Genomic DNA, 26,715 nt, shown 5'->3' on the forward strand with positions numbered 1-26,715 from the left:
CAGAACAGCCGGAACCGGTCGGGGTTGCGGCTGTAGATGTCGCGCATCATCTCGCCCAGCTTGCGGGTGGACTCGGCACGGCCCTGCGCCGGGCGTTTCACCTCGACGGCGTAGTCGCGGAAGTCCGGGATGTCGAGGTCACGGGTGAGCAGCCCGCCGTTGGCGTGCGGGGTGGCGCTCATCCGCAGGTCGCCTGCCGGGGCCACGTCCCGGATCTGCCGCACCGGCGCGCCGGTGGCGTCGAACAGCTCCTCCGGACGGTACGACCGCAGCCACTTCTCCAGCTCCGCCAGGTGCTCCTCGTTGCCCTTGACCCCCGACAGCGGGACCTGGTGCGAGCGCCACGTGCCGGTGACCTGGATGCCGTCGATCTTCTCGGGACCGGTCCAGCCCTTGGGCGTACGCATGATGATCAGTGGCCACCGCGGCCGGGTGCCGTCCCACGTACCGCCGCGGGCCTCGCTCTGAATGCTCTTGATCTTGCCCCAGGCCTCGGCGAGCACCGCGGCGAACCGGTGGTGCATGCCCGGCAGGTCGGCGCCCTCGACCTCGATCACGTCGTACCCGTGGCCTTCGAGGAGTTTGCGCACCTCCTCGGGGTCCTTGCGGGACAGCACCGTCGGGCCGGCGATCTTCGCGCCGTTGAGGTGCAGGATCGGCAGGACCGCGCCGTCGTGCTCCGGGTTGATGAAGGAGACGCCCTTCCAGGAGCCCTCGAGCGGGCCGGTCTCCGCCTCGCCGTCACCGACCACCGCGATCGCGAGCAGGTCCGGGTTGTCCATGACCGCGCCGAACGCGTGCACCAGAACGTACCCCAGCTCGCCACCCTCGTGGATGGAACCGGGCGTGGTCACGCTGACGTGGCTGGGGATGCCGCCGGGGCTGGAGAACTGGCGGAACAGCTGGAGCATGCCGCCCTCGGACAGGTCCACCTTCGGGTACACCTCGGAGTAGGTGCCCTCCAGGTAGCCCGCGGCGACCAGCGCCGGGCCACCGTGACCGGGACCGGCCAGGTAGATCGTCTGCTGACCGGTCTGCTTGATCAGCCGGGAGACGTGGGCGTAGACGAACGACAGGCCCGGGCTGGTGCCCCAGTGACCGAGCAGGCGCGGCTTGATGTGCTCGTTCTTCAGCGGCTCACGCAGCAGCGGATTGCCCTGCAGGTAGATCTGGCCGATGGTCAGGTAGTTGTTCGCCCGCCACCAGGCGTCCAGGGCGGCCACCTCGGTGTCGTCCGGGGCGGCGAGCTTCCGCACGAGGTCCTGGCTTTCCGAAACGACGGTCACCATCATTCCTCTCGATCGTCTTTCCAGGTCACGATCAACTTATCGGCGGCATGGACGTGCGACACGGGTCTTTCGGCCCCTCCGGGTGGGACGTTACCCCCGCCGCCGTACGGCACACGGCGACCGCAAGATGAAGGTCGCGTAAAGCCGATCGCGCTCAGCAGTCCAGCGGGACGCCCTCGGTGTTCTTCAGCAGCACCACGATCTGCGCCGACGGCACACGCAGGCTGTCCCGCGTCCGAACGTCGTAGAAGACCGTGGTCGTCGCGTTCTGCCCCAGATAGAGCAGGCAGCGGCGCTCCCGCAGATCCACCAGGCCGTCCGGGACCTCCGCGCCCGGCCGCAGCGGCCACCGCCAGCCGTCCACCAGGTCGCTTCCGCGCATCGTCGTCCGCGCCCCGCTCGGCGCCGTGATCACCAGTTTCGGCGCGGGATCGGCGGCGAAACCGCGCAGGCACACGGCGCCCGGCTGGAGCCGGTGCAGAACCAGGATCTCGTCGTCACGGTCCGGCCGGGCCACGGCACAGGCGAACTCACCGGAGTCGCCGCTGTCGTTCTGGAAGATGTCCGAGATCCAGCCCGGCCGGTGCCGCCGCGTCGGCGTGGCCGCCGGGGTCACCGTCACCGTCACCGTCCTGGTCACGGTACGCGCCGGGAGCGGCTTCACCGGCCGTCCGGTGGTGACCCGTACCGGCGCGGGTGTGGTCGCCGGCGGCATCTGGGCCTGCGCCGCCATGGTCGGGCCCGGAACGACGACACGGGACGGCAGCCCGCTCAGGGCCGGCAGCTCCGGGACGGCATACGACGTGGTCGCGGCAGTGAGCGGATGCCGGGTCGGCGCTCCGGAGCCCGGCGGGCCCTCCGCCGGGCCGTACCCGTCGGCGCCGGTGCACCCGGCGACCAGAACCAGGACAGCGGCGACCGCCGCTGTCATCCGACGCCGCGTCCCGTGCATCTGGCACTCCTCCACCGGCTGTGGCGTCCACTGTCACCACCGCCGCCGGCCCGCCGCAGGAAAACGGCGGCATGTCACTCCCGCCGGTGACCGCCGCCGGCGTGGCAGACTCGGGACATGCCGGCCGACGACCCGCACATCCACGTCGAAGCCGGGCTGCCGGGCTCCTCCACCGCCACCCGCAAGTTCCTCGCCTCCATGTTCGGGCTGGTCAGCAGCTTGCCGACGGAGGTCCGCACCGGCTGTGGCCGGCAGGTTCCGCTCGCCATGACCTCCGCCGACCCGGACCGCGTCACCTGCCTGCCGTGCCGGGAGCACGCCGGCGCGCAGCACCTGCGGCTGGCGGAGCAGGTGGAGACGCTCGGCCCGATGCCGGGTTCCCCGCTCAGCGCCGCCGACGCCGCCTCGGCCGCCGCCCACCACCGCGAGCTGGGCCGCCGCTTCAACCGTTCATGATGGAGCGGTGCCGCGTGCGCTGAGGCGTACGTCGGTGACCCGGCCCCCGTGCAATCGGCGCCGCGCGCCTACCGGCTCGCCGGTGACCTGGTGATCTGTCCCAGGACGCGCCCTGACACCCCGCCGCCCTCAGGCGAGCAGGTCGATGCAGTCGAAGGCGACGCCCGGGCTCGGGTAGGTGTCGCCGGAGGAACCGCTGACCACCGAGAGTTTCAGGATGTTCCACTGGCTCGGGTCGGTCTGGAACGCCGACGCCGGGACCGGGTACGTCAGCATCGCCGGGTACGAGCGGTACGCGCCGACCGTCAGGCTGCGGGTGCCGGAGCTGGCCGGGGCCGCGGGATCGCCGACGTCCAGCTGTTCACCGAGACCCGGTGCCGGCCGCCGGCGTAACTGGCGGACAGGCCGATCCGCAGCGTGTGCGCGGCAGCGGCCTGCGCCGCGGTCAGCTTGAAGTAGATCAGCAGGTCGTTGTTGACACCCACCCACTGGTAGCACGGGAACGTGCTCGCGGCCGCCGTCCCGACGATGAAGTTGCCGGTCCAGGAGGCGACCCGGGGGTCGCTCGGGTGGGCGTACGTCATCAGTTCGGCGTTCTTGAAGCCCTTCGGCGATCCCGTCCAGTCGCCGATGCGCCAGACGGTGGCCGCGGTGGACGGGTCGCCGGTGATCGCGATCGTGTTGACGGTGGTGGTGCCGCCGGGTGTCACCGTGACCGACTGTGTGTGCACCGCCAGCTCGTCCTTGTAGACGGTCAACATGTACGTGCCGGGCAGCATCCCGGTGCTGGAGAAATAGCCGGTGCTCGCGGTGGCCGAGGCCCAGTACTGCGCGGCGGCGTTGGCGAACCCGACGGTGTACACGTACGCGCTGTCACGCCCGGTGATGCCGACCCCGGCGACCCGGCCACGGCCGGACGCGGGAACGTGACCCCGGATGCCGAGCGTGTCGGCCCAGGACGTGCTGATGTTCCGGGAGTAGAGGGCGCTCGACGGGGCGCCGGCCGCCGGACGCCTTCTCGTGATTGCTGCGCACCATCCAGATGCCGACCGTTCCGGCCGCGTTCTTCGCGCCGATGTAGTCGTGATCCATCACCCGCAGTCCGGAATAGTGCTGGGAACGCGTGGTGCCGTCGGTGGCCTTGAAGACGTCCCCGGCCTCGATCGTGCGGACCGTCGCGGAGTCCCAGGCGTCGCCACCGGTGAATCTCAGAAGACCGGGCTTGAGCCGTACGATGTAACGCTGCATCGTCACGGAATCAGCGGCCTTGTAGGTCCACATGTAGATGTTGTTCTCGCCGGACCGGGCCGCGTAGTAATGGATGAGCGAGCCGTGCGCCACGGTGACGAGAATGGTGGATCCGCTTTTCGAGGCCGTCACGGTGGAGGCGCCGAGGCCGCTCTCGACGTGACTGTTCTTGCCGTAACCCTGGTATTCGACGCCGCGGTAGACGAACGAGTTGAGGTCGCCGTTCGCCTTGCTGACCTTGAAGACCAGGCCGGCGCCGGTGTCGACGACGGTTGGTGTCGTACCCGGGGTCCAGAATGGAGCGGTGGCAAGGTCGCTGAGTTACGCAGACGCCGCCCGGATCCTCGGCGGCCAGGACAGCAAGGTCGTTACCGCCCTGGAGAAGACCGCGGGGTGGCTGATGGCCGGCACGGCCCCGTTCGTGGGCGACGTCCTGAGCTGGTTCGACTACAAATCCGACCTGGTCCGCCTGAGCCACGATCTGGTGCGGGGCTTCTCCGAGCGCAAGAGCGGCCTCGCCCGCTACGACCGCACCCAGCGTCTGGAGGCCGCCCTGACCGTCATCGCCGTCGGCGCGTTCTTCGAGGCCTTCGACGAGATCGAGGTGCCCTTCCCGGCCCGGGACCTGAAACCGGCGCCGGCGGAGCAACTGTCTCTCGCCGGGGGCGGCGGCGTCGTGCCGGAGTCCGGCATGAGATGGATGGTCGACGCCCTGCAGTCGATCGGGGAGTGGCTGCCGAACCCTCAGCAGGCCCCCGAGGACTTCCACGTCGTGTTGCGCGATCGATATTCGAAACTCGCGGAGAGCCTGGCGCGTTTCGTCACCGGGCTGGCCGCATGGGAGACACTGCCCGAGGACAACCGTGAGCAGTTCCTGTCCGCGCTGTGGGCCACCCCCGGTCGCGCGCGGGCGTTCTACGAGCAATCCTTCCGGCAGCTCGTCGCGGAGTTCCCCGAGGTGGCGTGCTGGGCCGGCCAACGTGAGCACCGAGCGACCCGCGCTGCTCTCGCCGACCTGGAGGAGATACTCCAGGCGGTCTCCACCGGCCGCACACCCGGTGACCGGCGGCGCAGCCTGGATGCGGCGAACCGTGCGGAGCTGGGCCGCCGGGTCGCCGAGTCCGGTGACGTTCCCGACGGCATCCGGATGCCCACCCTCGGCCAGGCGTACGTGCCGCCCCGGTTCCGGGCCGCCGATGTGCTGTCGTCCGCACAGATCAGTGAGGAGTCGTGGTGGGCCGAGCGACCGGCCCGCGACGACCTGCAGGACTTCCTGGTCGGCCACCTGACCTCACCGCAGGCGGTCCGGGCGCCGCTGCTGGTGCTGGGGCAGCCCGGTTCCGGCAAGTCGGTGCTCACCCGGGTTCTGGGCGCCCGGCTCCCGGCGGCCGACTTCATGCCGGTCCGGGTGGTGCTGCGGGACGTCCCGACCACCGGTGACCTGCAGGACCAGATCGAGCACGCGTTCCGCCGGACCACCGGCGAGCGGGCCGACTGGCCGGAGCTGTCCCGGGCGTCAGGCGACGCCCTCCCGGTGATCATGCTGGACGGTTTCGACGAGCTGCTCCAGGCCGTCGGGGTGAGCCAGACGGACTATCTCGTCAAGGTCGCCCGGTTCCAGCAACGCGAGGCCGAGCAGGGCCGCCCGGTCGCGGTGATCGTCACGACCCGGACCGCGGTCGCCGACCGGGCCCGCGCGCCCGAGCAGACCGTCGCCGTGCGCCTTGAGCCGTTCGACGACGAGCGGGTGACCACCTGGCTGGCGATCTGGAACGAGGTGAACGCCGCCGACTTCGCGGCCCGCGGCCTCGCCCCCTTGCCACCGGCGACCGTGCTCGCCCATCACGTCCTCGCCGAGCAGCCGTTGTTGCTGCTCATGCTGGCCCTCTACGACGCCGACGGCAACGTGCTGCAACGCTCCGGCGCCGGGCTGCGCCCCGACGAGCTGTACGAGCAGTTGCTGCGCAGCTTCGCCGTCCGCGAGATCACCAAGCACTGTCCCGAGTTGTCCGACCGGGAGCTGACCGCGGCCGTGGAGACCGAGCTGCGGCGCCTGTCCGTGGTGGCGTTCGCGATGTTCAACCGGGCGGCTCTCTGGGTGACCGAGGCCGATCTCGGGCTCGACCTCGCGGCCCTCCCGTTCGGCAGCCCACCACGCCGGACGTCGGTCTCCGACTTCCGCACCCCTCTGGAGGCCGCCGAACTGACGCTCGGCCGGTTCTTCTTCATCCACCGGGCACGGGCTTCCCAGACCGAGACCCCCATTCAGACGTACGAGTTCCTGCACGCCACCTTCGCCGAATACCTCGTCGCCCGCCTGACCTGGCAACTGATCCGTGACGTCGCGGCCCGCGAGGCCGCCTCGATCATGTCTTTCGACGCCGCGCCGGCCGACGACGAACTGCTCCGCGCACTGCTGTCGTTCCAGCCGCTCTGCCTGCGCGCCCCGATCGTCGACTTCCTCCAGGCACTGGCGTCATCCGCCCCGCCCGACGTCCGGCAGGTGGCGCTACGCCTGTTCCGCACGGTGAACCACACCCCACCGGGCACCCGCTACGCCGCGTACCTGCCGCTGATCGCGAGCGAACCGGCGCGCTACGCGGCCTACGCCGCCAATCTTCTGCTTCTCGCCCTCTGCACCGGGCCGGTGCGCGCCCGCGAGCTGTACCCGGATCAGGCCGACCCGGTGGACGCGTGGCATGCGCAGGCGTTGTTGTGGCGTTCCCAGCTTTCCGTGGACGGCTGGACCAGCCTGGTCGCCACCGTTCATCTGGACCGTCTCTGGGAAGACGACCGGCGTGATCTCGGGCTCGAGTTGGCCGCCGCCTCACCGGCCATGCCGGTCGTGGACATTCGCTGGACTTTCGAGATCAAGCCGACGGGGCCCGGTCAACATTCACCGCACCCGGATCTGAATCCGCTCGAGGTGCACCGCAAGTCCTACTTCCAGTGTGGCGTGCTCGACGACATGGCGCACCATGCGCTGGAACCGTTCGCCCGAGATCCGATCACACATTTCAACAATTTCACCGCCACGGCCGACCGCGAACAGGTCCTCGTCTCGCCTGTTCACCTCATCGCCAAACTCAACGTGAGCCCCTCGCCGGTCGACTATTTGACAGCTATGTTCATCGCCGCTCACAACGTCCTGATCCGCGGCACGGGCCGAGGCCAGGACGGCATGGAATCGTACGGCAGGATGATGAAGCTGACGCTGAACCGCTTATGCACCGATGACGGAGCGACCGCCCAGGAGTGCGCCGATTTTCTGATGAAGTTCATCAAAGCCGAAACCATGGTGCGACCTGTGCGCAACGAATTCCTTCGCTGCGTGCTGACTTTTCTCGGCAGAGACTCGGAAGCCGACGACAAGCTGGCCACCGTCCTGAATGCGGTCGTACGGCAGGCGGTCCACAAGGTGGATCCGGTGCTCCTCACGGATGCACTGGTGCGAGTCTTCGAGAAGTCCCGGCTGCAAGCTCTGCCTGCCGAGCTGACCAATCAAGATCACCGCACTGAGCTGCTGGCGAAGGTCGCACCTGTCCGGCCGGATCTCGTGGACCGATTCCAGCGGATGGCCAAGACGCTGGACGCCCCGCGCAATTGACGGTGTGTGGAGTTGCGGCGCGGATAGCGGCCGGACTTCACACACCGACAAAGCCGTCTCCTGTGTGTGGAGTTGGGCCGCTATCCGCGCCCCAACTCCACACACAGAAAAATCCCTATCCCAGGGTGAGGGTGCAGCTGTCCTGGTCGGCGGGGAGGGTGGTGACCTTCTCGCCGAGTCGGACGTTCCAGGGGAGGGGGTCGCCCATGCGGCCCACCACGATCTCGGAGCCGGAGACCGAGACCGTGAAGACGGTGTCGGCGCCGGCGGAGCCGGGGACGACGACTGCCGTCTTGCCGGGGACCGGCTCGAAGAGGTGCAGGGTGACGCCGTCGCGGTAGTCGTAGTCCGGGCGGTCGTGGCGGGCGCCGACCGGCAGCACCGTGCCGGGACGGACCAGCAGTGGCGCGCTGTCGAAACCGTGTGTCTCCTGGACCCAGGCGGGGCCTTGGACCGTCGAAGCGGTTCCGGTGGCCGGGATGTAGCGGGTCCAGCGGCCGGCCGGCACGTAGTACGACACCTCGCCCCCGGCCGAGAACACCGGCGCCACCAGCAGGTCCGGGCCGAGCATGTACTGCCGGTCCAGGTGGGTCACCGCGGGGTCGGACGGGAACGCCACGGCCATCGGGCGCATCACCGGCAGGCCGGTCAGATGGGCTTCGCGGGCGGCGCCGTAGATGTACGGCATCAACCGGTGCTTGAGGTGCGTGAACGACCGCAGCACGTCCACGGCTTCCTCGTCGAACAGCCACGGCACCCGGTACGACGAGCTGCCGTGCAGCCGGCTGTGTGACGACAGCAGGCCGAACGCCACCCAGCGCTTGAACACCGCCGGGTCGGGCATGCCCTCGAAACCGCCGATGTCGTGGCTCCAGAAACCGAACCCGGACGACATCAGGGACAGGCCGCCGCGCAGGCTCTCCGCCATCGACTCGAACGTGCTGGAGTTGTCGCCGCCCCAGTGGACCGGGAACTGCTGGCCGCCGACGGTCGCCGAACGGGCGAACAGAACGGCCTCCCCCTCGCCCTTCACCTCGCGCAGCACGTCGAAGACGACCTGGTTGTAGAGCTGCGTGTAGTAGTTGTGCATGCGTTCCGGGTCGGAGCCGTCATGCCACACCACGTCGGTGGGCACGCGCTCGCCGAAGTCGGACTTGAACGCGTCGACACCCATCTCGGCCAGGGCGCGCAGCTTGGACGCGTACCACTCCCGGGCGCCGGGGTTGGTGAAGTCGACCAGGGCCATCCCGGCCTGCCACAGGTCCCATTGGAAGACGTCCCCGTTCGGGCGCTTGACCAGGTACCCCTTGGCCGCGCCTTCGGCGAAGAGCGGAGACCTTTGCGCGATGTACGGGTTGATCCACAGGCAGGTCTTGAGCCCGCGGTCGGCGAGCCGTTTGAGCATGCCCGGCGGGTCAGGGAAGACCCGGGAGTCCCATTCGAAGTCGCACCAGTTGAACTCGCGCATCCAGAAGCAGTCGAAGTGGAACACCGACAGCGGCAGGTCCCGGTCGGCCATCCCGCCGACGAACTTGTTGACCGTCTCCTCGTCGTAGTCGGTGGTGAAGCTGGTGGTCAGCCACAGCCCGAACGACCAGGCCGGCGGCAGCGCGGGCCGGCCGGTCAGGGCGGTGTACTTGCGGATGATGTCGGCCGGGGTGGGGCCGTAGATCACCAGGTAGGAAAGGCGCTGCCCGGCGACGCTGAACTGGGTACGGGTGACCATCTCGGAGGCCACCTCGAACGACACCTTGCCGGGGTGGTCGACGAGGACCCCGTACCCCCCGTTGGTGAAGTAGAACGGAACGTTCTTGTAGGACTGCTCGCTGCTGGTCCCGCCGTCCTCCTGCCAGACGTCGACGGTCTGCCCGTTCTTGACCAGCGGCCCGAACCGCTCCCCCAGGCCGTACACGGCGTGCCCGACCCCGAGGTCGAGCTGCTCGTGGATGTAGTCGCCGTCGGGCCCGTCGACGACACCCATGCCTTTCCAGCCGCTGCCGGTGAGCCTTCTGCCGTCGGCGAGGAAGTCGAGGGCCCAGTCGTCGCCGTCGGAGAAGCGGGCGGTCAGCGCGCCCGAGGTGATCGACGTGGCATTTACCGTTACATCGCCCGGCGACTCAGAAATGTGGAAATTTGGGGTTCGGGAACGCTCTCCCTGGAAGTGCTCGACGGTCACCCGGATCACGTCGGGCGCGGGAGCCGTGCACGTGACAGTGATGAGTGGCGCGTTCAGGGTGTCGCCGCGGTGGTGGATCCGGCGGACCGCGGCCCAGGCGGTCAGTGAGTCCGCGGTGGTCGCGGTGTCCTGCAGGTGCGCGGGGTGCAGCACGGTGTAGCCGTCACGTTTGCGCCAGTAGCCGTCGGTGAACTTCATGAAGATCCTTTACTTGATGGCGCCGGCGGCGATGCCGCGCGTGAGGGTCCGCTGGAAGATCAGGAAGAAGATGATCGCGGGGACGATGCCGATCAGGGCGGAGGCGCTGGTCGTGGTGGCGTCCATCATCTTGTCGCCCTGCAGGACGCCGAGGGCGACCGGAACGGTCTGGTTGTCGTTGGAGACCAGGAAGACCAGGGGCAGGAAGAACTCGTTCCACGTCCAGATGAAGAAGAACGTGAACAGCACCGCCAGGGTCGGCCCGCTGACCGGCACCACGACCCGCCACAGGGTCCGCCACCTACCGGCGCCGTCGACGGCGGCCGCGTCCAGCAGCTCCCGGGGGAACTCGGCGTACACCGAGGTCAGCAGGTAGGTGCCGAAGGCGCTCTGAATGACGGTGAAGATGATGACGACCGCGATCAGGCTGTCGTAGAGGCCGGCCTCCTTCGACATGTAGTAGAGCGGGTAGACCAGCGCCTCCTGCGGCAGCAGGTTCGCGACCAGGAAGAACACCAGGAACCAGACGCGGCCGCGGACCCGGCCGATGCCGAGGGCGTACGCGTTCAGGATGGACAGCACGACGCCGAGGACGGCCACGGTCAGGCTGGTGATGAAGCTGTTCCAGAGCTTCTGGCCGAAGTTCACCCGGTTCCAGAAGTCGACGATGCCGTCCCAGTAGATCTCGGCGGGGATCGACAGCGGCCCGTTGGCGGCGTAGTCGGCGGGGCTCTTGAACGCGTTGACCGCGACGGCGGCGAGCGGGCCGACCATCAGCAGCAGGAGCGCGAGCAGCACGGCGAGGACGACCCAGCGGACCGGGTTGCGGTGCTTGGCGGCCTCGGGAGCCGGCGCGGCGGTACGGGCGGGGGCCTTCCCCACAATGGTGGTCATCGGGAGTCCCTGTGCTGGAGCCGGAGGAAGAGGAAGGCCAGGATCACGATCAGCACGGTGAGCACCGTGGAGATCGCTGACCCGTACCCGACCTGGGCTTTCTCGAAGAAGTTCTCGTAGGCGAAGTAGGACGGCACCAGTGTCGAGTTCGCCGGCCCGCCCTTGGTGAGCACGAAGACCTGGCCGAAGATCTTGAGCGCGGCGATCGTGGTGGTGACCAGCACGACGTAGAACTCCGGCTTGATCATGTGCACGGTGATCTTGCGGAACCGCTGCCACCAGGTCGCGCCGTCAAGATCGGCGGCCTCGTAGAGCGACGGGTCGATCCGCGACAGCCCGGACATGAACATGACGATCGGGTAGCCGAGCTGGAACCAGATCATCACGGCCATCACGCTGTACAGCGCGTAGTCCTCGTCGCCGAGCCAGTTGCGGCCCAGCGAACCGAGGCCGACGGTGTCCAGGATCTGGTTGAGCGAGCCGTAGCTCGGGTGCAGGATCCAGCTCCACACGATGCCGGTGACCGCGACCGGCAGCACCTGCGGCAGGTAGTAGCCGGAGCGGAACAGCCCGGCCCACCGGTCGCCGAACTTCTTGGCCACGTAGTCGAACAGCACCGCCGCGAGCACCAGCCCGAGCAGGGTCGGGATCACCGCCATCGCGATGACCAGCAGCCCGATGTTGCCGAACGATCCCCAGAACAGGCTGTCACCGAACAGCCGGGTGTAGTTGTCGAAGCCGATCCAGCGCTGCCGGCCGACCCCGTTCCACTTGGTGAAGCTGGTGTAGACGGTCATCGCCAGCGGCACCACGATCACCGCGAGCGAGGCCAGCACGCCCGGGATCAGATAGACCGCGTACCCGCGATCCCGTTTCGAAACACCGGCCATGCCGGGCCCCTTCCTCCGCGGCGCAGGCGGTGGTCACCGCCTGCGCCGCGCTTAGCTCATTTGCCGAGATCGGCCAGGTTCTCGTTGTACGGCTTCGCGATCTCGTCCAGGAAGGCGTCCGGAGTCTTCTTCCCGCTGATCAGGCCCTGGGTGGCGGCGACCATGACGTCGTAGTAGCCGGGCGCCGGCCAGTCCGGGTAGAACGCCAGCCCGTCACTCGACGAGATCTTGTTGAACGTCTCGACGAGTTCCTTGTTCTTCGGGTCGGTGATCTGCGCCGGGTCGGCCGCCACGGGCACGCCGCCGCTGTTGCCGAGCAGCGCCTGCACCTCGGGCGACATGGTGATGTCGATGAAGTCGTACGCCAGCGCCTTGGCCTTGCTCTTCTCCGGCACCACCCACAGGTTGCCGCTGGAGCCGGGGTGCAGGGTGTTGCCCGGGAAGAGGAAGGTGCCCCACTCGAAGTCCTTGATGTCGGACGCGAAGCGGCCGTACCACCAGGAGCCGGAGATCAGGATCGGGAACTTGCCCTGGGTGAACGAGACGCCCATGTCCTCGGCCTTGAGGCCGGCCGAGTCCTTCGAGATGTAACCCTTGCTCACCCACTCCGCGAAGGTGTTCGCGCCGTGACTGAGCTGCGGGCCCTTGAAGTCGACCTTGTTCTTGTAGAGCTGGTAGTCGTCGATGAACGTGCGGTCCGACTTCGACAGGGCCAGCTCGTAGAAGATCTGCTGGGCGGGGTACTCGGCGCCGCCGACCGCGATCGGGGTCTGCTTCTTCGCCGCGAACGTGTCGAGGACCTTGACGAACTCCTCGTACGTCGTCGGGACCGCGAGCTTGTTCTCGTCGAACAGCTTCTTGTTGTAGTAGACGGTGACGAACTCGCCATAGTTGGGCACGCCGAAGAACTTGCCGCTGCCCATGATGCCGTCGTCGTCGTACCGGGTGGTGGTCTGCAGGCTGGGGCTCAGCTTCTTGTCCCAGCCGCGCTTGGTGAACTCGTCCGACAGGTCGGTGAGCAGGCCCTGCTTCGACAGCAGGCCGGCGGTCGCGTTGCCCTTGTTGTATTCCAGGATGTCCGGGGCGCTGTCGGAGTTGAGGATCATCTGGGCGTTCTGCTGGATCTGCTCGAAGCCCTTCTCCTCGAACTTCACCTCGACGCCGGGATGGCTGGACTTGAACAGCTCGATCGCCTTGTTCCAGGCGATCCCCATCGCGCTGTCCGGGGTCTCGTAGTGCCAGAGGGTGAGGACCTTCGCGTCGGCGCCCTCGGTGGACTCGTCGTCACTGCCGCCACAGGCGGTCAGGCCGAGGGTCGCCGCAAGAAGAAGAGCTCCGGCCGCGAGGCCGGTACGTGATCGGAACATTGGCGTTCCTCCCCAGGGGGAAAGTTCGTACGGGAAGTTCGTCGAAGCGCTTCGACGATGCGCTGCAAACGAGACGCTATTGAGTGGCCTAGCTCATGTCAACGGTGTGACGTGGAGATTTCGCGGCAGCTGTCGCGCTCGACCAGCCGGGGCTCCAGCAACTGGGTGTACTCCACCCGACGGCCGTCCAGCAGGCGCATCGCGGTCTCCACGGCCATCGTGCCGACGTCGTGCGCCGGGATGTCGATCGACGTGAGATTGACCGGCATCGACATCGCCACGTCCCGGGGGCAGATCGCGACGATCGAGACGTCCTCCGGGACCCGCCGGCCAGTGGCGTGCAACAGGTCCAGCAGCGGGCGCAGCGCCTCCTCGTTGTGCACCACCAGGGCGGTGATGCCGTCGAGGGCGGCGTCCAGGTCGGCCAGCGCGGACCGGACACCCTCGGCGCCCGGCTCGCACGGGTGCGTGACCGTGCGCAGCTCCAGCTCGGCGGACGCCTCGAGGAAACCGCTGAGGAACCGGTCGGCGTACGTGGTCTGCCGCCGGTAGACCGCCGGCGACGGGCCGACCAGGCCGATCCGCCGGTGCCCGTGCCCGGCCAGATGGGTCAGCGCGGTCCGGGCGGCGGCCGCGAAGTCCAGGTCGACACAGGCGATGCCGGTGTGGTCGGCGGGCAGGCCGATCAGCACCGACGGCTGCTTCAACTTGCGCAGCGCCGGGATCCGCAGGTCGTCGCGCTCCAGGTCCATCAGTATCAACGCGTCGACCATGGTGCTGTGCGCGACCCGCTCCAGCCCGGCGGTCCCCTCGTCCTTCGTCAGAAGGAGAACATCGTGGTTGTACGACCGGGCGGCAGTCACCACCGCCGTCGCGAACTGCATGATGACCGGCACGTTCACGTCCACCCGCAGCGGCGCGACCAGGGCGATCACGTTGGTCTTGCTGCTGGCCAGGGCACGGGCGCCGGCGTGCGGGTGAAACCCCAGCTCGGCGATCGCGGCCTGCACCCGGGCCCGGGTCTCGGCGGAGATCGGGCGGCGGCCGCTCAGCACGTACGACACCGTGCTCGGCGAGACCCCCGCTGCTCTGGCGACGTCGTTGATAGTCGGCACTGCGCCTCCCCAAGTCGCCACGGCCTCTCCTTTCGTCGATCCTACTGATCACCGGGGTTGCCCCCGCTCGGGGCAGCGTGTGGAGTTACGGCGCGCATAACGGCCGAACCCCACACGCCACCCGCGGCACCCCAGCGTGTGGAGTTACGGCGCGCATAACGGCCGAACTCCACACGCTCTCGGGGTTAGCGGATGCTGAACGTGGCCAGGCGCAGGCCCGGGCTCGGCAGCAGGTAGACCGTCTGGCGGCCGGAGAAGCTGGCCAGCGCGGCGGTCACTGTCGTGTATTCGTAGACGCCGCCGGTGTCGGCGACGGTCGCGGTCCCGAGCAGGCGCCCGGTCGGCGAGCCGAGCCGCACCTGAATGCTTCCGGCCCCCGACGCGCGGGCCGTGAAGGTGGTGCCCCCGCGCAGCGCGGCGTCCTTGAAGGCGATCCAGTCCCCCGCGGTCCGCGCGCCGGTCACGGTCCCCATCGCCTTGCTCTCGTCCAGGAGCTGAATTCCCTCGTACGCGTCGAAGGTCTCCGCTCGTGTCTCTTTCGCGAGGTCACGGGGCGGGATGGTCTCGCCCTTCACGGCGAGGGTGGCCCGCTGCCGGATGTCCGCCGACGACGAGCCGAGCAGCACGTCGTGCACCGACGTCTCGGTCACCCAGCGCTGCCGGGTCTGGTCCCAGCGGGCCAGGTCGGACTTGGTGAGGGCGAACGTGACGGTCTGCGACTGCCCGGGCCGCAACGTGATCTTGCGGAAGTCGCGGAGCTGCTTGTTCGGGGTCTCGTCGCGGGACGTCCGCTGGTGGGTGTAGAGCTGCACCACCTCGTCACCGGCGCGCTTGCCGGCGTTCGTGACGGTCACGCTGACCTTGCCGTCGCGGATCACCGGCACGCCGTACCGGAAGCTCGTGTAGGAAAGCCCGTGCCCGAAGGCGTAGAGCGGCTTCTCCTCGCTGTAGAGGTACGTCTGGTCCGAGGCGACGATGTCGTACTCGAGCAGGTCGTCCGGCAGTTGATCGGTCGACCTGTACCAGGTCTGGGTGAGCTTGCCGGACGGGTTGACGTCGCCGTAGAGCACGTCGGCGACCGCGTGCCCGGTCTCCGCGCCGGCGTGGGTGGTCCACAGGATGCCCGGCACGTGCGCTTGCGCCCAGTTGATCGACTGCGGGTAACTGCTCTGCACCACCACGACGGTCCGCGGGTTGGCCGCCCGGACCGCCTTGATCAGCGCCTCCTGACGGGCGCCGAGGCCAAGCGTCGCCCGGTCGTGCACCTCCCGGCCGGCCACGAACGGGTCGGTGCCGACCACGACCACGGCGGTCCGTGCCTTCTTGGCCTGCGCGGCGGCCTGCGCCACGCCGTCGACCAGCACCTCCCGGGTGAACCGGGTCGCGGCGTCCACGGCACCGAGGGTCAGGTTGCCGTCGGCGCCCACCGTCACGTAGTCGGTGTCGGGGAACCAGGACTCCTGCGTCTCGTACCCGGCATAGCGCAGCAGGACCGTGCCGTCGGCCTGCGGCTCCTGGCGGAACTGCTCCTGCACGAACCAGCCGGCCGGATCCTGGTTCTGGGTGACGAACGGGCCCCAGTTGTAGCCGACGAGCTTGCCGGTGGCGACGCTGCGCAGGGTGGAGACGCCGTCACCCCAGTCGACCGTGTCGAACTGGGCCGCAGCCGCCGCCGAGGTGGTCTCGGTGAGGCCGACCGGGCCGCCGTTCGCGGTGACGTAGCGGCCGGTGGCAACGTCCTTCAGGGCGATCCGGTCGGCGCCGGTGCCGGTGGACACGGAGGAGGCGCGTTCGGTGATGCCGTCGAGGATGCTGACCCGGTACGGGAGCTGGCCCCCGTACCAGTCGCTGTAAAGCTTGCCGGCGGTCGGGCCGACCACCGCGACCGAACCGCCGGCCTGCAGCGGAAGGATCCCGTTGTTCTTGAGCAGCACCGCGGCCTCCGCCGCGGTCTGCCGGGCCAGCTCCCGGTGCCGCGGGCTGTCGATCACCGACGGGGAGATCTTGGCGTACGGGCCACCGTCCGGGTCGAACTCGCCGAGCCGGAACCGGATGCTCAGCGCGTTGCCGGCGGACTCGTCGATGTCGGCCTCGGTGAGCAGCCCCTGTGTGAGGGCCTGCTTGACCGCGGTGGTGGTCGGTTCGGCGTTGGTGTCGTTGACGGTGAAGCTGTCCAGGCCGGCCTTGATGGTGGCGGCGTTCGCCTCGGCCTGGGTGGCGAAGTACGCCTGCGAGCCGGTCAGGTTGGTCGGCGCCCAGGCGTCGCTGACGTTGAACAGCCGCTTGCCGCTCCAGTCGCGCAGCAGCGTGCCGAGGTCCGGGTCGACCGTCGCGGGCCGCCCGTTGATCAGGTTGTAGGAGGCCATCACGCCGGTGGCGGCGTCGTTCCGCAACGCGATCTCGAACGGTTTCCGATCGTATTCGTTGAGCACCCGTTGCGGCACGTTCGACGACGTGACGTCCCGTTTCGTCTCATTGTTGTAGGCGGCGTAGTGCTTCAGCGTCGGCGCGACCTTGAGGTGGTCCGGGTCGTCGCCCTGCAGGCCGGACCCGTACGCGGTGGCGATCGCGCCGGTCAGCAGCGGGTCCTCGGAGTACCCCTCCTCGTTGCGCCCCCACCGCGGATCGCGCAGCGGGTTGACCACCGGCGCCCAGGCGTTGAGGCCCCAGATGTCCGGGTTCTGCGCGTGGAAGCCGCGCAGTTCGTCGCCGACAGCGCTGCCGACCCGCTCGATCAGCTCCGGGTCCCAGGTGCTCGCCAGGCCCACGGCCTGCGGGAACACGGTCGCCGTCGCGTCGATCTTGGCGGAGTTGTTGTAGTAGTCGCTGGACCAGGCGACGCCGTGCAGCGCCTCGGTGCCGGTCTTGAACAGCTTGATGCCCAGGCGCGGAATGGCCGGCTGGTATTGATGCAGCAGGGAGATCTTCTCGTCCAGGGTGAGCCGGCCGACCAGGTCATCGACCCGGGTCTCCAGCGGCAGGGACGGGTCACGGAACGGAAGTCCGGGGTCGGCCGAGGCCGCGCCGGGGACCAGTGGGACGACCAGGACGGCGGCCGCAAGCACGGTGAGCCCGCGTCTGAGACGCATGGCAGTCTCCTCTTATATAAAGGGGTTCTCCACCATTACCGGAATCGGTCGAAGCGCTTCGACGGACGGGTCGCAAACACTCCGGTGGAATGTGGGAATCGGTGAGGCCACCATAGAACCGCGCCGATGCGACAGGCAACCACCGCGCGCAGCTTTCCGGAAATCTTCCGGCAACGAGTGCACAATGGGGCGGTGCGACTGATCGTGATCGGCGGCGACGCGGCGGGCATGTCCGCCGCGTCGCAGGCCCGCAAACGCCTCGGACCCGACGAGCTGGAGATCCACGCGTACGAGCGAGGCGACTACACGTCGTACTCGGCGTGCGGCATCCCGTACTGGGTGGGCGGCCTGGTCGACGGGCCGGACGCGCTGATCGCCCGGGACCCCGCCGAGTTCCGCAAGAACGGCATCGCGGTGCACACCAGCAGCGAGGTCACCGGCATCGACCTGCCCGCACGGACGGTCACCGTCGGCGACCGCACCGAGCATTTCGACCATCTGGTGTACGCGGTCGGCGCCGTGCCCGTCCGCCCCTCGTGGGCCGACACCCCCGCCGAGGGGATCTTCGGGGTGCAGACCCTCGGCGACGGCGCCGCCCTCGACGCCTGGGTCACCACCACCCGGCCGCGGGACGCCGTGGTGATCGGCGGCGGCTACATCGGCGTCGAGATGGCCGAGGCCCTCATCCGCCGCGGCCTGCGCGTCACCCTGGTCGAAAAGGCCGGCCAGCCGATGTCCACCATCGACCCCGACATGGGCGCGCTCGTCGCCGGCGCGATCCGCGGCCTCGGCATCGAACTGCGCACCGGTGTCACCGTCCAGGCCCTGGAGACCGGCGACGGCCGGGTCCGCGCCGTCGTCACCGACTCCGGCACGTTCCCGGCCGACGTGGTGGTGCTCGGGCTCGGCGTACGCCCCAACACCGCCCTCGCCGATGCCGCCGGCCTGCCGCTCGGCGCGACCGGCGCCCTCGCCACCGACCTGCGGCAACGGGTCACCGGCCCGGACGGCGTCGTCGACGGGGTGTGGGCGGCAGGCGACTGCACCGAGGTCAACCATCTGGTCAGCGGCCGGGCCGTGCACATTCCGCTGGGCACCCACGCCAACAAGCAGGGCCGGGTCGCCGGGATCAACATCGGCGGCGGGTACGCCACCTTCCCCGGCGTGATCGGCACCGGCATCACCAAGATCTGCGACCTGGAAGTGGCCCGGACCGGCCTGTCGTCGCGCGAGGCCGACGCCGCCGGCTTCCGGTACGTGACCGCGACCGTCGAATCCACCAACCGGGCCGGCTACATGCCGGGCGCCGTCCCGATGACCGTCAAGCTCCTCGCCGAGAAGGACACCGGGCTGCTCCTCGGCGCCCAGATCGTCGGCCGTGACGAGGCGGCGAAACGGATCGACGCCTTCGCCGTCGCCGTCTGGAACCGGATGACGGTCACCGAGATGACGGCGCTCGACCTGGGGTACGCCCCGCCCTTCGCGCCCGTCTGGGACCCGGTGCTGATCGCCGCCCGCAAGGCCGCCGAGGCCCTGTAGGCCCGGCCGCGTGCGGAGTTCGGGTGCGCATGGCGGCCGAACTCCACACGCCCGGCTCGGGCCGGCCGGCTGTCAGCGGGGAGTCAGGGTGGCGAGGACGGCAGGCGAGCCGTCGCCGTTCCAGGCGCCGGTGAGCGCCACGCCGGGCAGGGACGGCCCGAGGTGGCGGATCACCGTCAGCTCGTGGGTGGACGTGCCGATGGTCGCGGGGTCTCCGTCGGCTGCCGTGACGATCTCGCCGTGGGCGGGCGCGTCCGTGCCCGCGCCGCGCAGCGCCAGATCCGGGTCGCGGCGCACCCGCTCGCCGTCGATCTCGACCTCCTCGGCCGCCTCGCGCCCGGCGGTCCGGATCACCTCGGCGGCCTGGGCGGCGTAGACCGGGTCGCCGACGGCGTCGTAGACCCAGCGCTTCCCCAGCACCGAGTGCTCGGTGGTGCCGACCAGCCACTCCTCGGCGCCGACCAGCGGCGCGCCCCGGTAGGTCAGCGGCACGTGCAGCAGCGGCCCGTCGCCCGCCTTGATGATCAGGATCTCGATGCCGACCTCGCCGGCCGGGTCGTCGAGGCGTGCGCCGGCGACCCGCACCGGCGCGGTGGCGTCCCCGCGGAACCAGGAACGGGTGGGCAGCCACTGCGCGAGCAGCTCGAGCTTGCTGGGCTTGATCGTCGCCTTGTGAAGAAGAGCCATGCACGAGACCCTATGCCGCCGGGTCCACCACCACCCCCGCGTCGATCCGGTGCGGCGGGGTGACCGCGACCACCGCATTCGGCCCGGCGGCCGCGCTGCGGTCCGGTCCACCGCGGACCTCGCGCGGTGGACCGGGGACGGGGTGTCCGGCGAAGGGCGCCGTCAACCCCGTACCAGAGAAGGATCTTTAAAGGCCCATGTCCTTGGCGATGATCATCTTCATGACCTCGGACGTGCCGCCGTAGATCCGGTTGACCCGGTTGTCGGCGTAGAGGCGGGCGATCGGGTACTCGTTGATGAACCCGTAGCCGCCGTGCAGCTGCAGGCAGCGGTCGATGACCCGGTGCGCGACCTCGGTGCAGAACAGCTTCGCCGACGCGGCCTCGGCAGCGGTCAGCTCGCCGGCGTCCAGGGCCTCCAGGGCACGGTCGGCGACGGCCTGCGCGGCGTCCACCTCGGCCTGGCACGCGGCCAGCTCGAACTTGGTGTTCTGGAACGACGCGACCGGCTGGCCGAAGACCTTGCGGTCCTGCACGTACTGCTTGGCGAACCGGACCGCCGCCGCGGCCTGCGCGTACGCGCCGTAGGCGATGCTCAGGCGTTCCTTCGGCAGGTTCTTGCCGAGGTAGTAGAAGCCCTTGTTCTCCTCGCCGAGCCGGTCCTCCACCGGCACCTTCACGTCGACGAACGCCAGCTCGCCGGTGTCGGAGGTGCGCAGGCCCAGCTTGTCGAGCTTGCGGCCGACCGAGTAGCCGGGCAGCGTGGTGTCGACGTTGAGCAGGGTGATGCCGTACCGCCGGTCGTCCGGCTTGGACGGCGAGGTCCGGGCGCAGACGATCACCCGGTCGGCGAGGACACCGCCGGTGATGAAGGTCTTCGCGCCGTTGAGGACGTAGTGCGTGCCGTCCTCCGACAGCTTGGCCGTGGTGCTCATGCCGGCCAGGTCGCTGCCGGTGCCCGGCTCGGTCATCGCGAGCGCGTACATGGTGTCGCCGGAGACGAAGTCCGGCAGCCAGCGCTGTTTCTGCTCGTCGGTGCCGAGTTCCAGGAGGTACGGCAGCCCGAGCGCGACGTGCGCCCCGGCCGCGCCGAACGACACCCCGGCCCGCATGGTCTCCTCGGTCTGCACCGCGGCGAACTTGAAGCTGTCGATGCCGGCGCCGCCGTACTCCTCCGGCACCTCGATGCCGAACAGGCCCAGCTCGGCGAGCTGCTTGTAGAAGTCCCGCGGCACCTGACCGTCCTGGAACCACTGGTCGTAGCGGGGAACCACCTCGGTCTCGATGAAGTCCCGGAGCGTCTGCCGGAACGCCTCGTGGTCCTCGTTGAAAACAGTGCGGCGCATCATTTACCCAATCTGAGACTAGAGACGGCGTCCGCCGTCGACGTAGATCGTCTGGCCGGTGATGAAGGACGCCGCGTCGCTGGCCAGGAAGCCGACGACCCGGGCGATGTCCTCCGGCCGGCCGACCCGCCGCAGCGGGGTGATCTCGGCCGCCTTGGCACGCATGTCGGCAGCCGAGACACCGACCCGGGCGGCGGTGGCATCGGTCATCTCGGTGACGATGAAACCGGGCGCCACCGCGTTGACGTTGATGTTGAAGGGACCCAACTCCATCGCCAGGGTCCGGGTCAAGCCCTGGATACCGGCCTTCGCGGCGGAGTAGTTGGCCTGACCCCGGTTACCCAGCGCGGACACGCTCGACGTGTTCACGATCTTGCCGGACCGCTTCGGGACCATGTGCCGCTGGGCGGCCCGGCTGCACAGGAAAGCGCCCCGCAGGTGCACGTTCATCACGATGTCCCAATCCGACGTGGACATCTTGTGCAGCAGGTTGTCGCGGAGCACCCCGGCATTGTTGACCAGCACGTCAACCCCGCCCAGCTCCCCCGCCACCTTGTTGATCACGGCGTCGACCTGGGCCTCGTCCGAGACGTCGCAGCCGAACGCGACAGCCGTCCCGCCGGACGACCGGATCCGGTCGACGGTCTCCGCACAGGCGGCCTCGTCGAGGTCGAGCACGGCCACGGCCGAGCCCTCACGTGCGAACTGGAGTGCGGTGGCGGCGCCGATGCCTCGTGCGGCGCCGGTGACGATAGCTACCCGACTCATGAATCCTCCATGACGAAGAGTCAGAACGCGCTGATCCCGGTCAGCGCACGGCCGATGAGCAGTTTCTGGATCTGGCTGGTGCCTTCGTAGAGGGTGGTGACGCGGGCGTCCCGCATGGCCTTGCCGACCGGGAACTCGTCGACGTAGCCGTACCCACCGAAGATCTGGATGGCCTGATTGGCGGCCTTGACCGCGGACTCGGTGGCGAACAGCTTCGCCATCGACGCCTCGGTCCGGAAGGGCAGATGCCGGTCGACCAGGTCGGCGGCGCGCCACACCAGCAGGCGGGCGGCGTCGGTCTCGACCGCGATGTCGGCGATCATCTCCTGGACGAGCTGGTAACTCGCGATCGGCTTGCCGAACTGGGTGCGATCCTTGGCGTACGCGATCGACGCCTCCAGACAGCCCCGCGCCAGGCCGACCGATCCGGCTGCGACCGCGATGCGCCCTTTGTCCAGGGCGGTCATCGCGATCTTGAAGCCTTCCCCCTCGGCGCCGAGCCGGTGATCATCGCCGACTCGGACCTCGTCGAGGCTGATCGATGCGGTCGCCTGGCCGCGCAGCCCCAACTTGCCCTTGATTTCAGTCCTGACAAATCCGCTTTTGCCGGTCGGAACCAGGAACGCTGTGATGCCCTTCGGCCCCGGCCCACCCGTGCGGGCGAAGATCAGCGCCACGCCGGCCCAGGTGCCGTTGGTGATGAAGATCTTCTCGCCGCTGATCACCCACTCGTCGCCGTCGCGAACCGCCTTGGTGATCAGAGAGCTGGCGTCCGACCCGGTGCCGGGCTCGGTGAGACCGAAGCAGCCCAGGGTCTCCCCCGCGCACAACTGCGGCAGCCAGCGGACCTTCTGCTCCTCGGTCCCGTACGCCTGAATGCTCTTGGCGACCAGCCCCAGCGACACCGAGACGATCCCGCGCACCGACGTGTCGCCGCGGCCGAGCTCCTCCATCATCAGGCAGTACGTCAGGAAGTCACCGCCCGACCCGCCCAGCTCCTCGTCGATGCCGAGGCCGAGGAAGCCCAGCTCGGCGAGCTTGCCGACGATCTTCGTGTCGACCTGCTCGGCGCGGTCCCACTCGGTGGCGTGCGGCACGACCTCGCGGTCCACCCACTCGCGGGCGAGCGCCCGGAACTGCTCCTGCTCCTGGGTCAGACCGAGGTCCATCAGCTGCTCCCGATAATTGAACGCTGTCAGGTTTCTCGACGCATGCTAACTTAACACCGTTAGATTCTCCAAGGCTTGAAAGGACCGCTGATGCCCCGGCCCACGACGCCCCTGCTCAGCCAGGCCGGCATCCGCGCCTCCGCGCTGGAGATCATCGACCGGGACGGCCTCGACGGCCTCAGCATGCGCAAACTCGCCGCCGCGCAGGGGGTGTCCGCGCCCGCGCTGTACTTCCACTACCCCACCAAGGAACACCTGCTCGACGACGTGGCCAGCGAGATCATGGAGAAGGTGGACGTGTCCGCGTTCTCCCTCGGCTGGCGGGAGGGCCTGCTCACCTGGGCCCGTTCCTACCGGGCCGCCCTGGCCGAACACCCCAACATCGTCCCGTTCCTGGCCCGCGGCCCCGGCCAGCGCGACGCCTCACTGCGCCGCGCCGACGCCATCCACGGCGGCCTGGTCGCCGCCGGCTGGCCGCCACGCGAGGCCACGATGATCGGCGCCTCCACGAAATACCTGGTCCTGGGCGCGGCGATGGGTTCCTTCTCCCGCGGTTTCGTCGACGACGTCCAGGTCTACCTGGACCGCTACCCCTCCCTCGGCGACGCCCACCGCCTCCGCGAACACGCCGACTCCGTCGACCGCGACAGCTTCGACTTCGCCTTGACGATGTTCGTCGACGGGCTTGCGGCCCGCCTCGCCGGCTGAGGTCGTACGGGCCGCCCCAGTCCCGTGGCTCGCGGCGGCAACGGCAGGCGTCCCCTCACCGGCCGCCCCCGGGCACCGCTCATGCATGCCGTCCGGTCACCCCCGGCCGGCTCTCATGGCTGTCTCGGGCGCGCTGAGACAGCCATGACGACCAGCCGGCGGCATTCCGGCGAACGGTCTACGGGCGGGGACGGGGCGGAGGACGTACGTTGAGGCCCGCGTCCAGCAGGGACCGCCGCATCTCCGCCAAGCCGGCCGTGAAGTCGCTGCTGTCCTGGGTGTAGTAGCGGTGGAAGAACCACGCCGGCACCCGCGGCGCCCGCCGCCGGGTCAGGAACAGCTGGTCCTGCACCTGCCGCGCCATCAGCCACAGGTCGTCCCGGACCACCGGGTCCTGGCTGAGCGCCGCCGACTGCAGGCACCGGGCACGGGACCAGCGGGCGACGCGCCGCCGTTCGGTGTGGATGCCGCGCTGGTCGCGGAACGTGTCCCAGCCCAGCATCAGCATGCCGAGCGACGGCACGCACCACTGCACCACGAAGTCGGTCACCGTCGATCCGCGGATCATCGCGGCGAGCAGGCCGAACGCCGCCCAGGCGAGGATCGTGGCGAGGACCGCCTTGGCGTACCGGCGGCGGACCCGGCCGCCCCAGGCGAGGTTCTGCTGCTGGCGGGCGAGCACGTCGAACGGGGCGGGCAGGTTCGGCATCGCGTACGACGACCGCAGCGAATCCTCGGACCCCCGGAACCGGCTGCTGAGCTTGTGCACGTCCTCGGTGGGCAGTTCGTCGCCGGCCAGGACGTGGTTCCAGCGCAGGTGGAAGAACCGTACCTCGAAGGTCTCCTGCAGCAACGCGGCCCGGTGCAGTTCGCGGTGTGCCCAGGTGCCGACCCCGATCGAGTACGTCAGCGCCCACACCGCCCCGGCGACGGTGATCGTCAGGCTCAGGGACCGGATGAACGGCGTCGAGTTGATCGACCCGGCGAAGACGGTGGCGAGGCCGGCGACGGCGAGTGTCACGGAGATGGCGATCCGGATCGCGGCCAGTCTCCGGACCCGCACATGGGAGACGGCCATGGCACGCAGAAGGTGACAGAGCGTCGGCTCGAGCTGGCGCTGACGGACTACAGGCCTACGGTCGGACATCACGCCCACCACCTGGGCGAAGAAACTTACCGGATACGGACGATTATCTCCGATAAGCAGCGATGTTCTTGCATATCTCCAGATGGCGGCAATGGTGCGGACGGTATCCGAAGCACTCCGGAGGGTTACCGAGGCGATTGCGGGCGCCATCCGAGGGCCGGACCGAGGCTGCCCGCCATATCAGTAAGAATCTGGACATAGTCGTCATGGTCGAAGGTGAACGGCAGGGCGAAGGCGACCTCGTCGACCTCACGGAAAGCGACGTGCTCGGCCAGCCGCTCGGCGATCTCCGCGGAGGTGCCGACGATGTCCGGGGCGAACATCATCCGGGCCGGGCCCTGCGGGGCCAGTGTGCGCGGGGTCCGCTTCTCGGCGTACGCCCGGTATCTCTTGATCTGCTCGGGGGTGGCGCTGTCCGTCGGGATCACCACCAGCCCCTGCGAGACACGGGCCCGGTCGCCGTCGGGGTGGGCGGCACGGAACGCCCGGATCTGCGACAGCTGGATCGCCGCGAAATCGGCCGGCTCCGCGGTCTCCGCCTTGACGACGCTGCTGGTCAGGAAGTTCATGCCGTGGGCGCCGGCCCACTCGGCCGACCGCAGGCTGCCGCCGCCGTACCACAGGCGGGACGCCAGCCCCGGCGCGTGCGGCTGGACCCGGTCGGAGAACTGCTCGAAGCCCTCGGTGCCGGCGAAGTCGGTGACCGGCTCGCCCCGGACGGCGGACAGCAGCCGGGAGACCCGGGTGAAGCTGAAGTCCGGCTCGGCGTCCGGGTAGAGCGCGTCCTTGACGCTGTCGTAGTGCATCGGCGGCCCCACGCTGACGCCGGGATTGAGTCGGCCGCCGGACAGGATGTCGACGGTGGCCAGGTCCTCGGCGAGGCGCAGCGGGTTCTCCCAGCCGAGCGGGATGACGGCGGTGCCGAGTTCGATGCGGCTGGTCCGCTGGGACGCGGCGGCGAGCACGGCGACCGGCGAGGAGATGCCGAACTGGAGGTGCCGGTGGCGCAGCCAGGCGCTGTCGAACCCGAGACGCTCCCCCAGCTCGATGATCTCGAGGGTGGACTCGTGACCCCGGCGCGGGTCCGCCTCGTCGAACAGGCCGATGGTGAGGAATCCCAGCTTACGCAGCATGATCACGAGCGTATCCGGCGATTGTCCAGTGCCGGAACACCGCCTGGATCCCCCGAACGAGACCTCGTTACCCTGGTCGGATGGCTCGTCCGTACCTGCTGCTGTCCACGGCCGCCGCCGTGACCGTCGCCTCCGGCGTGGCCATCGTCGGCCTGGCCCGGGGCAGTGAGCCGCAGGCGGTGTTCACCGAGGCCCCCACCGCGCCGGTGTCCGCGCCCGCCGTGTCCGTTGCGCCCACGGTCCCGCCGGCCGCGAAACCACCCGCCGGGCTGCCGGTGATCGCCTACGCGAAGGGCCCGAACGGGCTGCCGGCCGACCCGGCCCCGGCATCGGCCGTGCCGATCACCGAGGCGCTGCACCCGGAGACGAAGGTGGCGCTGTACGACGCGCCCGGCGGCGCCCCGCGCGCCTTCCTCCCGGCCCGGATCAGCGGCCTGCGGGTGCTCGCCCCGATCGTGGCCCGGCGCGACGGCTGGGTCGCCGTGCTGGCCCCGGCAGCGAACCGGCGGATCGGCTGGGTCCCGGACGGTGCCGGCTGGTCGGCCGAGCCGCTGCGCGACCAACTCGTCGTCGACCTCAGCGAACGCCGGCTCACCTGGCTGCGCGAAGGCGCCGAGAAGGCCCGCTGGACCGTGGCGATCGGCACCCGGAAGACCCCGACCCCGCTCGGCCGCACCTTCGTGATGGGGCGGACCGGCACGTCCGGCCCGGTCTACGCCGGGCTGGACGCGCTGGTGCTCGGCTCGGTGCCGGAGGAGCCGGAGAAGATGGCGGCGAGCCTGCAGAAGGCGCACACCGGCATCCACGCGTGGACGGACCGGTCGGTCTTCGGCGACGACGTCTCCAACGGCTGTGTCCGTACCCCCGCAGCGGTTCAGAAGGAGCTGCTCGCTCAGCTCGACCCGGGCACCCCGGTGATCGTCACAGCCTGACCGGCA

General features: G+C 69.5%; 22 protein-coding genes and 1 pseudogene. 5 read left to right on the forward strand and 18 right to left on the reverse strand.

The annotated features are described in order from the left end of the window. Together ACZ3II_RS42380 and ACZ3II_RS42385 are read right to left on the reverse strand one after the other, a co-directional pair. Positions 1 to 1,292, reverse strand: a 1,292-nt coding sequence (locus ACZ3II_RS42380) for a phosphoketolase family protein (protein WP_465526345.1), incomplete at its 3' end; no start/stop codon positions are given. 151 nt (positions 1,293 to 1,443) lie between these two features. Continuing rightward, positions 1,444 to 2,220: a hypothetical protein gene (locus ACZ3II_RS42385; protein ID WP_465526347.1), complete on the reverse strand. Its 777-nt coding sequence runs from the start codon at positions 2,218 to 2,220 to the stop codon at positions 1,444 to 1,446. Positions 2,221 to 2,358: 138 nt separating this feature from the next. Here ACZ3II_RS42385 and ACZ3II_RS42390 point away from each other — a divergent pair, with 138 nt between their 5' ends. Next, positions 2,359 to 2,697, forward strand: a complete 339-nt coding sequence (locus tag ACZ3II_RS42390) for a hypothetical protein (protein WP_465526349.1) — start codon at positions 2,359 to 2,361, stop codon at positions 2,695 to 2,697. A 129-nt stretch (positions 2,698 to 2,826) separates the two neighbouring features. Here ACZ3II_RS42390 and ACZ3II_RS42395 read toward each other — a convergent pair whose 3' ends face one another. The 3 genes and pseudogenes from ACZ3II_RS42395 to ACZ3II_RS42405 form a co-directional block, all read right to left on the reverse strand. Next, on the reverse strand, positions 2,827 to 2,973 hold the full coding sequence (locus tag ACZ3II_RS42395) for a hypothetical protein (protein ID WP_465526351.1): 147 nt from the start codon (positions 2,971 to 2,973) through the stop codon (positions 2,827 to 2,829). 29 nt (positions 2,974 to 3,002) lie between these two features. Next, positions 3,003 to 3,560 (reverse strand): polysaccharide lyase family protein, encoded by a 558-nt coding sequence (locus ACZ3II_RS42400; RefSeq protein WP_465526353.1) that lies wholly within the window; start codon positions 3,558 to 3,560, stop codon positions 3,003 to 3,005. A 10-nt stretch (positions 3,561 to 3,570) separates the two neighbouring features. Further along, positions 3,571 to 4,212 (reverse strand): annotated as a pseudogene (locus ACZ3II_RS42405) (rhamnogalacturonan lyase B N-terminal domain-containing protein); the annotation flags it as partial. Between the two features lie 37 nt (positions 4,213 to 4,249). Here ACZ3II_RS42405 and ACZ3II_RS42410 point away from each other — a divergent pair. Then, complete coding sequence (locus ACZ3II_RS42410) at positions 4,250 to 7,552, forward strand: NACHT domain-containing protein (RefSeq protein WP_465526355.1); 3,303 nt, start codon at positions 4,250 to 4,252, stop codon at positions 7,550 to 7,552. A 115-nt stretch (positions 7,553 to 7,667) separates the two neighbouring features. On the opposite strand, the gene yicI is transcribed toward ACZ3II_RS42410, so the two are convergent. The 6 genes from yicI to ACZ3II_RS42440 all read right to left on the reverse strand — a co-directional run bounded on the left by yicI (position 7,668) and on the right by ACZ3II_RS42440 (position 17,281). Beyond that, positions 7,668 to 9,926, reverse strand: coding sequence for an alpha-xylosidase (yicI, locus tag ACZ3II_RS42415; RefSeq protein ID WP_465526357.1), 2,259 nt, complete (start codon positions 9,924 to 9,926; stop codon positions 7,668 to 7,670). 9 nt (positions 9,927 to 9,935) lie between these two features. Continuing rightward, positions 9,936 to 10,820, reverse strand: coding sequence for a carbohydrate ABC transporter permease (locus ACZ3II_RS42420; RefSeq protein ID WP_465526359.1), 885 nt, complete (start codon positions 10,818 to 10,820; stop codon positions 9,936 to 9,938). Then, positions 10,817 to 11,710: a carbohydrate ABC transporter permease gene (locus ACZ3II_RS42425; protein WP_465526361.1), complete on the reverse strand. Its 894-nt coding sequence runs from the start codon at positions 11,708 to 11,710 to the stop codon at positions 10,817 to 10,819. Before ACZ3II_RS42425 ends, ACZ3II_RS42420 begins: the two co-directional genes overlap by 4 nt. A 56-nt stretch (positions 11,711 to 11,766) precedes the next feature. After that, positions 11,767 to 13,077 carry an ABC transporter substrate-binding protein gene (locus ACZ3II_RS42430; protein ID WP_465526363.1) on the reverse strand — a complete coding sequence of 437 codons (1,311 nt, stop codon included), beginning with the start codon at positions 13,075 to 13,077 and terminating at the stop codon, positions 11,767 to 11,769. A 98-nt stretch (positions 13,078 to 13,175) separates the two neighbouring features. Continuing rightward, entirely contained in the window at positions 13,176 to 14,192 is a 1,017-nt protein-coding gene (locus tag ACZ3II_RS42435; protein ID WP_465526365.1) for a LacI family DNA-binding transcriptional regulator, read from the reverse strand. Between the two features lie 185 nt (positions 14,193 to 14,377). Then, positions 14,378 to 17,281 carry a glycoside hydrolase family 3 protein gene (locus ACZ3II_RS42440; protein ID WP_465526367.1) on the reverse strand — a complete coding sequence of 968 codons (2,904 nt, stop codon included), beginning with the start codon at positions 17,279 to 17,281 and terminating at the stop codon, positions 14,378 to 14,380. A 192-nt stretch (positions 17,282 to 17,473) separates the two neighbouring features. Here ACZ3II_RS42440 and ACZ3II_RS42445 point away from each other — a divergent pair, with 192 nt between their 5' ends. Then, positions 17,474 to 18,820, forward strand: coding sequence for an FAD-dependent oxidoreductase (locus ACZ3II_RS42445; protein WP_465526369.1), 1,347 nt, complete (start codon positions 17,474 to 17,476; stop codon positions 18,818 to 18,820). 72 nt (positions 18,821 to 18,892) lie between these two features. Here the strand turns inward: ACZ3II_RS42445 and ACZ3II_RS42450 are convergent, their stop codons facing one another. From ACZ3II_RS42450 to ACZ3II_RS42470, 5 genes are read right to left on the reverse strand one after another with little or no spacing between them, the layout of a single operon-like run. Beyond that, positions 18,893 to 19,507 carry a CG0192-related protein gene (locus ACZ3II_RS42450; RefSeq protein WP_465526371.1) on the reverse strand — a complete coding sequence of 205 codons (615 nt, stop codon included), beginning with the start codon at positions 19,505 to 19,507 and terminating at the stop codon, positions 18,893 to 18,895. A 10-nt stretch (positions 19,508 to 19,517) separates the two neighbouring features. Continuing rightward, positions 19,518 to 19,673 carry a hypothetical protein gene (locus ACZ3II_RS42455; RefSeq protein WP_465526373.1) on the reverse strand — a complete coding sequence of 52 codons (156 nt, stop codon included), beginning with the start codon at positions 19,671 to 19,673 and terminating at the stop codon, positions 19,518 to 19,520. 21 nt (positions 19,674 to 19,694) lie between these two features. After that, the gene (locus ACZ3II_RS42460) at positions 19,695 to 20,855 is read right to left on the reverse strand and encodes an acyl-CoA dehydrogenase family protein (protein WP_465526375.1); all 1,161 of its coding nucleotides are present in this window, start codon (positions 20,853 to 20,855) and stop codon (positions 19,695 to 19,697) included. A 15-nt stretch (positions 20,856 to 20,870) separates the two neighbouring features. Then, positions 20,871 to 21,620 carry a 3-oxoacyl-ACP reductase FabG gene (fabG, locus tag ACZ3II_RS42465; RefSeq protein ID WP_465526377.1) on the reverse strand — a complete coding sequence of 250 codons (750 nt, stop codon included), beginning with the start codon at positions 21,618 to 21,620 and terminating at the stop codon, positions 20,871 to 20,873. A 20-nt stretch (positions 21,621 to 21,640) separates the two neighbouring features. Beyond that, positions 21,641 to 22,789, reverse strand: coding sequence for an acyl-CoA dehydrogenase family protein (locus tag ACZ3II_RS42470; RefSeq protein ID WP_465526379.1), 1,149 nt, complete (start codon positions 22,787 to 22,789; stop codon positions 21,641 to 21,643). A gap of 90 nt (positions 22,790 to 22,879) precedes the next feature. On the opposite strand from ACZ3II_RS42470, the gene ACZ3II_RS42475 reads away from it, so the two are divergent. Beyond that, positions 22,880 to 23,497 (forward strand): TetR/AcrR family transcriptional regulator, encoded by a 618-nt coding sequence (locus ACZ3II_RS42475; protein ID WP_465526381.1) that lies wholly within the window; start codon positions 22,880 to 22,882, stop codon positions 23,495 to 23,497. A 178-nt stretch (positions 23,498 to 23,675) separates the two neighbouring features. Here the strand turns inward: ACZ3II_RS42475 and ACZ3II_RS42480 are convergent, their stop codons facing one another. Then, the gene (locus ACZ3II_RS42480) at positions 23,676 to 24,794 is read right to left on the reverse strand and encodes an S-4TM family putative pore-forming effector (RefSeq protein ID WP_465526383.1); all 1,119 of its coding nucleotides are present in this window, start codon (positions 24,792 to 24,794) and stop codon (positions 23,676 to 23,678) included. After that, positions 24,770 to 25,777 carry an LLM class flavin-dependent oxidoreductase gene (locus ACZ3II_RS42485; protein ID WP_465526385.1) on the reverse strand — a complete coding sequence of 336 codons (1,008 nt, stop codon included), beginning with the start codon at positions 25,775 to 25,777 and terminating at the stop codon, positions 24,770 to 24,772. The genes ACZ3II_RS42480 and ACZ3II_RS42485 overlap by 25 nt, the downstream gene beginning before the upstream one ends. An 80-nt stretch (positions 25,778 to 25,857) precedes the next feature. Here ACZ3II_RS42485 and ACZ3II_RS42490 point away from each other — a divergent pair, with 80 nt between their 5' ends. Further along, a complete protein-coding gene (locus ACZ3II_RS42490) occupies positions 25,858 to 26,709 on the forward strand; it encodes a L,D-transpeptidase (RefSeq protein ID WP_465526387.1) in 852 nt (283 codons plus the stop codon). Positions 26,710 to 26,715: the final 6 nt, after the last annotated feature.

Source organism: Actinoplanes sp. NPDC019969 (assembly GCF_055562375.1).

Bases quoted from the DNA above. Each gene is read 5' to 3' on its own strand.
- ACZ3II_RS42385 (WP_465526347.1), bottom strand. From the start codon at position 2,220: ATGACAGCGGCGGTCGCCGCTGTCCTGGTTCTGGTCGCCGGGTGCACC.
- ACZ3II_RS42390 (WP_465526349.1), top strand. From the start codon at position 2,359: ATGCCGGCCGACGACCCGCACATCCACGTCGAAGCCGGGCTGCCGGGC.
- ACZ3II_RS42395 (WP_465526351.1), bottom strand. From the start codon at position 2,973: ATGCTGACGTACCCGGTCCCGGCGTCGGCGTTCCAGACCGACCCGAGC.
- yicI (WP_465526357.1), bottom strand. From the start codon at position 9,926: ATGAAGTTCACCGACGGCTACTGGCGCAAACGTGACGGCTACACCGTG.
- ACZ3II_RS42420 (WP_465526359.1), bottom strand. From the start codon at position 10,820: ATGACCACCATTGTGGGGAAGGCCCCCGCCCGTACCGCCGCGCCGGCT.
- ACZ3II_RS42425 (WP_465526361.1), bottom strand. From the start codon at position 11,710: ATGGCCGGTGTTTCGAAACGGGATCGCGGGTACGCGGTCTATCTGATC.
- ACZ3II_RS42430 (WP_465526363.1), bottom strand. From the start codon at position 13,077: ATGTTCCGATCACGTACCGGCCTCGCGGCCGGAGCTCTTCTTCTTGCG.
- ACZ3II_RS42440 (WP_465526367.1), bottom strand. From the start codon at position 17,281: ATGCGTCTCAGACGCGGGCTCACCGTGCTTGCGGCCGCCGTCCTGGTC.
- ACZ3II_RS42450 (WP_465526371.1), bottom strand. From the start codon at position 19,507: ATGGCTCTTCTTCACAAGGCGACGATCAAGCCCAGCAAGCTCGAGCTG.
- ACZ3II_RS42460 (WP_465526375.1), bottom strand. From the start codon at position 20,855: ATGATGCGCCGCACTGTTTTCAACGAGGACCACGAGGCGTTCCGGCAG.
- fabG (WP_465526377.1), bottom strand. From the start codon at position 21,620: ATGAGTCGGGTAGCTATCGTCACCGGCGCCGCACGAGGCATCGGCGCC.
- ACZ3II_RS42470 (WP_465526379.1), bottom strand. From the start codon at position 22,789: ATGGACCTCGGTCTGACCCAGGAGCAGGAGCAGTTCCGGGCGCTCGCC.
- ACZ3II_RS42475 (WP_465526381.1), top strand. From the start codon at position 22,880: ATGCCCCGGCCCACGACGCCCCTGCTCAGCCAGGCCGGCATCCGCGCC.
- ACZ3II_RS42480 (WP_465526383.1), bottom strand. From the start codon at position 24,794: ATGGCGCCCGCAATCGCCTCGGTAACCCTCCGGAGTGCTTCGGATACC.
- ACZ3II_RS42485 (WP_465526385.1), bottom strand. From the start codon at position 25,777: ATGCTGCGTAAGCTGGGATTCCTCACCATCGGCCTGTTCGACGAGGCG.
- ACZ3II_RS42490 (WP_465526387.1), top strand. From the start codon at position 25,858: ATGGCTCGTCCGTACCTGCTGCTGTCCACGGCCGCCGCCGTGACCGTC.